The following is a 5,480-nucleotide window of genomic DNA, read 5'->3' as shown; positions in this document are numbered from 1 at the left end:
TACCCCATATCGAGCCTCACTCCCGCTCGGCCAATTAAGCAAAGCCCTCGCTTGCGGGAGAGGTCGCGCCGAAGGCGGGTGAGGGCTCTCTCCTCTTGGGGATTCCCAATGTGGAGGCACCCTCTCCCCGACCCTCTCCCGCAAGCGGGAGAGGGAGCGCACCTAGTACGCTTCACGCCTCAATCTCCGCCGCCCCCGCTTTCAGCATTTTTTCCAGCGTTTCCAGCCGGTCGGCTTCCCGCGGCGGCTTGTCCCAGCGTAAGCGGCTGATGCGGGGGAAGCGCATCGCGACGCCGGATTTGTGCCGCGGCGAGCGCTGCAGCCCCTCGAAGGCGACCTCCAGCACCAAGCCCTTGTCCGGCTCGTGCACGACGTGGCGGACGGGGCCGAATTTTTCGGTGGTATTGCGACGCACGAAGCGGTCGATCTGGAGCAGCTCCTCGTCCGTGAAGCCGAAATAGGCTTTTCCGACCGGCACCAGCTCGTCACTGCCCGCACCTGCGGTCCAGACGCCGAAGGTGTAGTCGGAATAGTAGGACGAGCGTTTGCCGTGGCCGCGCTGCGCATACATCAGCACGGCGTCGATGATGTGCGGATCGCGCTTCCACTTCCACCACTGTCCCTTCGGCCGTCCCGGCAGATAGGGTGCATCGCGCCGCTTCAGCATCACGCCTTCGACGGCGTCCGCGTCTTCGCCCGCACCGGCGCTCGCGGGATCGGCGCGTGCGGCGGTCAGCGCCTCCCAGCTTGCGAAGGCGACGGTGGGCGACAGATCGATGCGGGGATCGTCGAGCTTGCCGATGAAGGTCTCCAGACGTTCGCGCCGCTCCGCAAAGGGTAGCTCGCGCAAATCGTTCTCGTCGTCGCCGAGCAGATCGTAGGCGCGCAGATGAATCGGAAACTCCTTGATCAGCTTCGGAGACACGACCTTGCGGTTGAGCCGTTGCTGCAGAACATTGAAACTCTGCACGCGCCCTTCGCGCAGGATCAGAAGCTCGCCGTCGATGGCGCCGGGTAGCCGCAACGATGGAACGAGATCCGGAAAGCTTCCGGTGATGTCCTCGCCGGTGCGCGAATAGAGCCGCGCGGTGATGCGGTCGTGCTCGTCGCGGCCGGCCACCGCCTGCACGCGGATGCCGTCCCATTTCCATTCGGCGATATAATCGGCGGGATCGAGCGCGGCGAAATCGGTGTCCTCGATCGCGTGCGCCAACATCACCGGGCGGAACGGGGCGGGATCGCGATTGACCGGCTTGTCGCCGCGGCCTTCCAGCCAGGCGAACAGGTCGAGATAGGGCGGCGCGAGACCGGGCCAGATCAGCTCGACCTCATGCGGGTCCTTGTCACCGAGTGCCGCGGCCGCGGTCTTGGCCAGCCGCGCGGAGATGCCGATGCGCAACGCGCCGGTGACGAGCTTCAACAGGGCCCAGCGGCCGGTCTCATCCAGTTCGTCGAGCCAGCGCTCGAGCTGTTTTGGCAGCTCGGTCTTGCCGAGTGTGCGCAGCGTGGTGACGACCTCGGTCAGCGTCGGCGGCGGTGGATTGTTGTGGTTGCTCGGATGAAGCGCATCGCTGGCATCTCGCCCGCGGTACCCTCCTCCCTGACCCTCCCCCACAAGGGGGGAGGGAACGGTGAGGTTCGTGCATCCATCACTTTGGGAATCGCTGTTAGCTTTCGCGCTCACTGATAGCGCCGCGCGCAACTGCGCTCCCTCCCCCCTTGTGGGGGAGGGCGGGGGAGAGGGGTAGCCCGGAAAAGATTCGTCCTTGTGTGCATTCCGCTTCGGCCACATCAGCGCCACCGTTTCCGAGAGGTCGCCGACATAATCGTAAGACAATCCGAACAGCACCGGATCGGTGCGCGACGCGATCAGATCTCGGATCAGCGCGGGCTTGGCGTGCTTGAAGCTCAGCGCGCCGGTCAGCGCGGCCAGCGCGTAGCCGCGATCAGGGTCGGAAACCTCGCGAAAATAGCTCGTGATCAGCCGCAGCTTGTTGTTGCGGCCGGGCTCGTAGGCGAGGCGGTCGAGAAGTTCGGCGAAGCGGTTCATGCTTCGGCCTCGTCAGCGAGCGGCGTCTCGGTCTCCTCCTCGTCGCCATAGCCGACCAGATCGAGCGGCCGTGCCTGCAAACCCTTGCTTTGGCACCAATGCACCAGCGCGTCTTCCTGGCCGTGGGTGACCCAGATCTCGCCGGCGCCGGTCGCGGCGATCGTGGCGGTGAGGCCGTCCCAATCGGCGTGATCCGAGATCACCAGCGGCAGCTCGATGCCGCGTTGCCGCGCGCGGGCGCGCACCCGCATCCAGCCGGAGGCGAATGCCGTGACTGGATCGGGAAACCGCCGGGTCCAGAGATCGGACGTCGCAGAGGGCGGCGCCAGCGTGATGGTGCCGGCAAGTGCCGCCTTCTTGACGCCCTTCACCGGCCTGAGATCGCCGAGCTCGATCCCGCGGCTCTGATAGTAATGCGTGATCTTCTCCATCGCGCCATGCAGATAGATCGGCACGTCGTAACCCGCTTGGCGCAGCAGTGCGATCACGCGTTGCGCCTTGCCGAGCGAATAGGCGCCAACGAGATGCGCGCGCTCCGGAAACAGCGCCACCGATGCCAGCAGCTTCTTGACCTCGTCGGCGGCATCGCCATGGCGAAACACCGGCAGGCCGAACGTCGCCTCGGTGATGAAGACGTCGCAGGGCACAAGCTCGAACGGCGTGCAGGTCGGGTCGGGTGCATCCTTGTAGTCGCCGGAGGCGACGATGCAGGTGTCCTTGCAGGTCACCGCGACCTGCGCCGAACCGAGCACATGGCCGGCCGGGTGAAACTTCACGCTGACATCGCCGAGCCGGATCTCCTCGCCATAGCGGATCGCTTGTGTCGAGCCGGCGAAATTCTCGCCATAGCGCAGCCGCATCATGTCCAGCGTTTCCTGCGTCGCCAGCACCGCGCCGTGGCCGGCGCGGGCATGGTCGGAATGGCCGTGGGTGATCACGGCCCGCTCGACCGGCCGGACGGGGTCGATATGGAAGCCGCCCGGCTTGCAGCATAGGCCGGCGGCAACTGGCAGCAGGATGTCTTGCGGGCGCATGCCTGATATATAGGTTGCGACCCCGCATCTTCGAGTCATCACCGCTTCGTTCCCTGGTTCCCCAATGCCCCTGCGCCTGTTCCTGACCTCCGGCGATCTCATGGCCGACCGCCGCTTCGAGTTCGCGCGCGATCTCCAGCTCAAGGGCGATCTGGCGGCTGCCGCCGACCTGCTGGAGCAGACCATCGAGCTTGCGCCGAATTTCACCTCGGCCTGGTTCACGCTCGGCGAAATCCGCGCGCAACTCGGCGAGCGCGACAAGGCGATTGCGGCCTTTCGCAAATCGCGCGATTCCGACCCGGGCGATCAGCATGGCGCTCATCTGCATCTGATACGCCTCGGCGATGCGCAATTGTCGGAGATGCCGAAGGCCTATGTGCAGGCCTTGTTCGATCAATACGCGCCGCGCTTCGAGCACGTGCTGATCAACGATCTCGGCTATCGCGCGCCCTCGCTGATCTTCAAGGCGGTGGTGGCTGCCCGCGTCGCCGCGAAGAAGCCCGCCCTGTTCAAGCGCGCCATCGATCTCGGCTGCGGTACGGGGCTTGCGGCCGCCGCCTTCGCAAAACAGGTCGACCAGTTCATCGGCATCGACCTGTCGCCCGGCATGGTCAAGGAGGCGCGCGCAACCGGCCTCTATGCCGAGCTCGAAGTCGCCGACATGATCGAAGGCCTGCGCAGCAGGAGCGAGGCGAGCGCAAACCTCGTCGTCGCTGCCGATGCGTTCGTCTATCTCCCCGATCTCGCGCCAGTGCTCAGTGAGGCCAGGCGCGTGCTCGCGCCCGGCGGCGTGCTTGCGTTCACGCTGGAGACCCATGACGGCAGCGGGATCGTTCTCGGCGAAGGCCTGCGCTATGCCCATTCGGCGGAATATGTGCGCGATGCGATGGCGCAGGCCGGCCTCAAGGTCCTCACATTGGAGCGGGCCTCGCCACGCACCGAGAACAACGAGCCGGTGCGCGGACTCGTCGTGGTCGCCGAGAAAACTTGAGTTTAGGCGCTATAAGCGGCGCTTTGAGCGTCATTGCGTCGCAAAGCCGTGACTTCCCACTTGCGAGCCCTGCGGCGATGCCAGCACAATGCGCGCACCAGGGAGAAACGAACAATGACGAAGAATCCATCGCGGCGCGATTTCAGCGCCGCCGCGCTCGCGACCATCGCGGCATCCACCTTGCCCGCGCCCTATGTCTGGGCCGCGGAAAAGAAATACGATGCCGGCGCCAGCGACACCGAGATCAAGATCGGGCAGACCGTGCCGCATTCCGGCCCCGGCTCGCTCTACGGCGTGCTCGGGCGCGTCGGCGAAGCCTATTTCCAGATGCTGAACGAGAAGGGCGGCATCAACGGACGCAAGGTCAAATTCCTCACCATGGACGATGCCTACAGCGCGCCGAAATGCGTCGAGGCGACGCGGCGCCTGGTCGAGCAGGAGGAGGTGCTCGCGCTCTACGGCTCGCTCGGCACCGCACCGCAGACCGCCGTGCACAAATACCTGAACTCGAAGGGCGTGCCGCAGCTGCTGCTCAACACCGGCGCGTCGAAGTGGAATAATCCGAAAGAGTTCAAATGGACCATGGCGGGCCTGCCGCTCTATCCGACCGAGGCGCGCATCCTGGCGCGGCACGTCGTCAGCGTGAAGCCGAACGCGAAGGTCGGCATCCTCTACCAGAACGACGATTTCGGCCGCGACTTCCTGGGTCCCTTCAAGAAAGTGCTGGCCGATGCCGGCGGCACCGCGCAGGTCATCATGGAACAGACCTATGATCTGACCGATCCGACCGTCGATTCCCAGCTCATCAACCTCTCGAAGTCGGGTGCGGACGTCTTCTACAACATCTCCACCGGCAAGGCGTCGTCGCAGTCGATCCGGAAAGTGGCCGAGCTCGGCTGGAAGCCACTGCAGCTGCTCTCGGCCGGCTCGACCGGCCGCTCGATCCTCAATGCAGCGGGCCTCGAGAACGCCGCCGGCATCGTCGCCATCCGCTACAACAAGGAGGTCGGCCTGCCCAAATGGGAGAAGGACCCCGACGTGATGGCGTTCGAGGAGCTGCGCAAGAAGTACACGCCGGCGATCGATCAAGACAACACCATCGCCTTCGCCGGCTACGGCCAGGCCGTCACCATGGGCGAGATCCTGCGCCGCTGCGGCGACGAGCTCACGCGCGCCAACGTGCTGAAGCAGGCCTCCAACCTCAAAGGCTTCCACTCGCCTTATTTCCTCGACGGCGTCACCTACGACTACACGCCTGACGACTACACGCCGATGAAGACGCTCTTCATCTCCACCTTCACCGGCAAGGACTGGGACATCTCCGACAAGCCGATGTCGCCTCGGTGCCGCTGATCGGCTTTCCGCTCGGCTGCCTCTACCGCGCCGGCGCCATCCACGCGCTGGA

General features: G+C 65.3%; 4 protein-coding genes. 2 read left to right on the top strand and 2 right to left on the bottom strand.

Going from position 1 to position 5,480, the window contains the following annotated elements:
* Nucleotides 1–172: 172 nt before the first annotated feature.
* Together AC0L3A_RS39855 and AC0L3A_RS39850 are read right to left on the bottom strand one after the other, a co-directional pair.
* The gene (locus AC0L3A_RS39855; RefSeq protein ID WP_473256485.1) at nucleotides 173–2,050 is read right to left on the bottom strand and encodes an ATP-dependent DNA ligase; all 1,878 of its coding nucleotides are present in this window, start codon (nucleotides 2,048–2,050) and stop codon (nucleotides 173–175) included.
* Nucleotides 2,047–3,084 carry a ligase-associated DNA damage response exonuclease gene (locus AC0L3A_RS39850; protein WP_035993976.1) on the bottom strand — a complete coding sequence of 346 codons (1,038 nt, stop codon included), beginning with the start codon at nucleotides 3,082–3,084 and terminating at the stop codon, nucleotides 2,047–2,049. The genes AC0L3A_RS39855 and AC0L3A_RS39850 overlap by 4 nt, the downstream gene beginning before the upstream one ends.
* Nucleotides 3,085–3,148: 64 nt before the next feature.
* Between AC0L3A_RS39850 and AC0L3A_RS39845 the strand changes: the two genes are divergently transcribed.
* A complete protein-coding gene (locus AC0L3A_RS39845; RefSeq protein WP_473256484.1) occupies nucleotides 3,149–4,075 on the top strand; it encodes a class I SAM-dependent DNA methyltransferase in 927 nt (308 codons plus the stop codon).
* Nucleotides 4,076–4,189: 114 nt separating this feature from the next.
* Nucleotides 4,190–5,428 carry an ABC transporter substrate-binding protein gene (locus AC0L3A_RS39840; protein ID WP_473256483.1) on the top strand — a complete coding sequence of 413 codons (1,239 nt, stop codon included), beginning with the start codon at nucleotides 4,190–4,192 and terminating at the stop codon, nucleotides 5,426–5,428.
* Nucleotides 5,429–5,480 lie beyond the last annotated feature (52 nt).

Source organism: Bradyrhizobium sp. MI1.3, from assembly GCF_055811695.1.
Note: the sequence above shows the minus strand (reverse complement) of the source record. Positions and strands in the feature narration are given on the sequence as shown.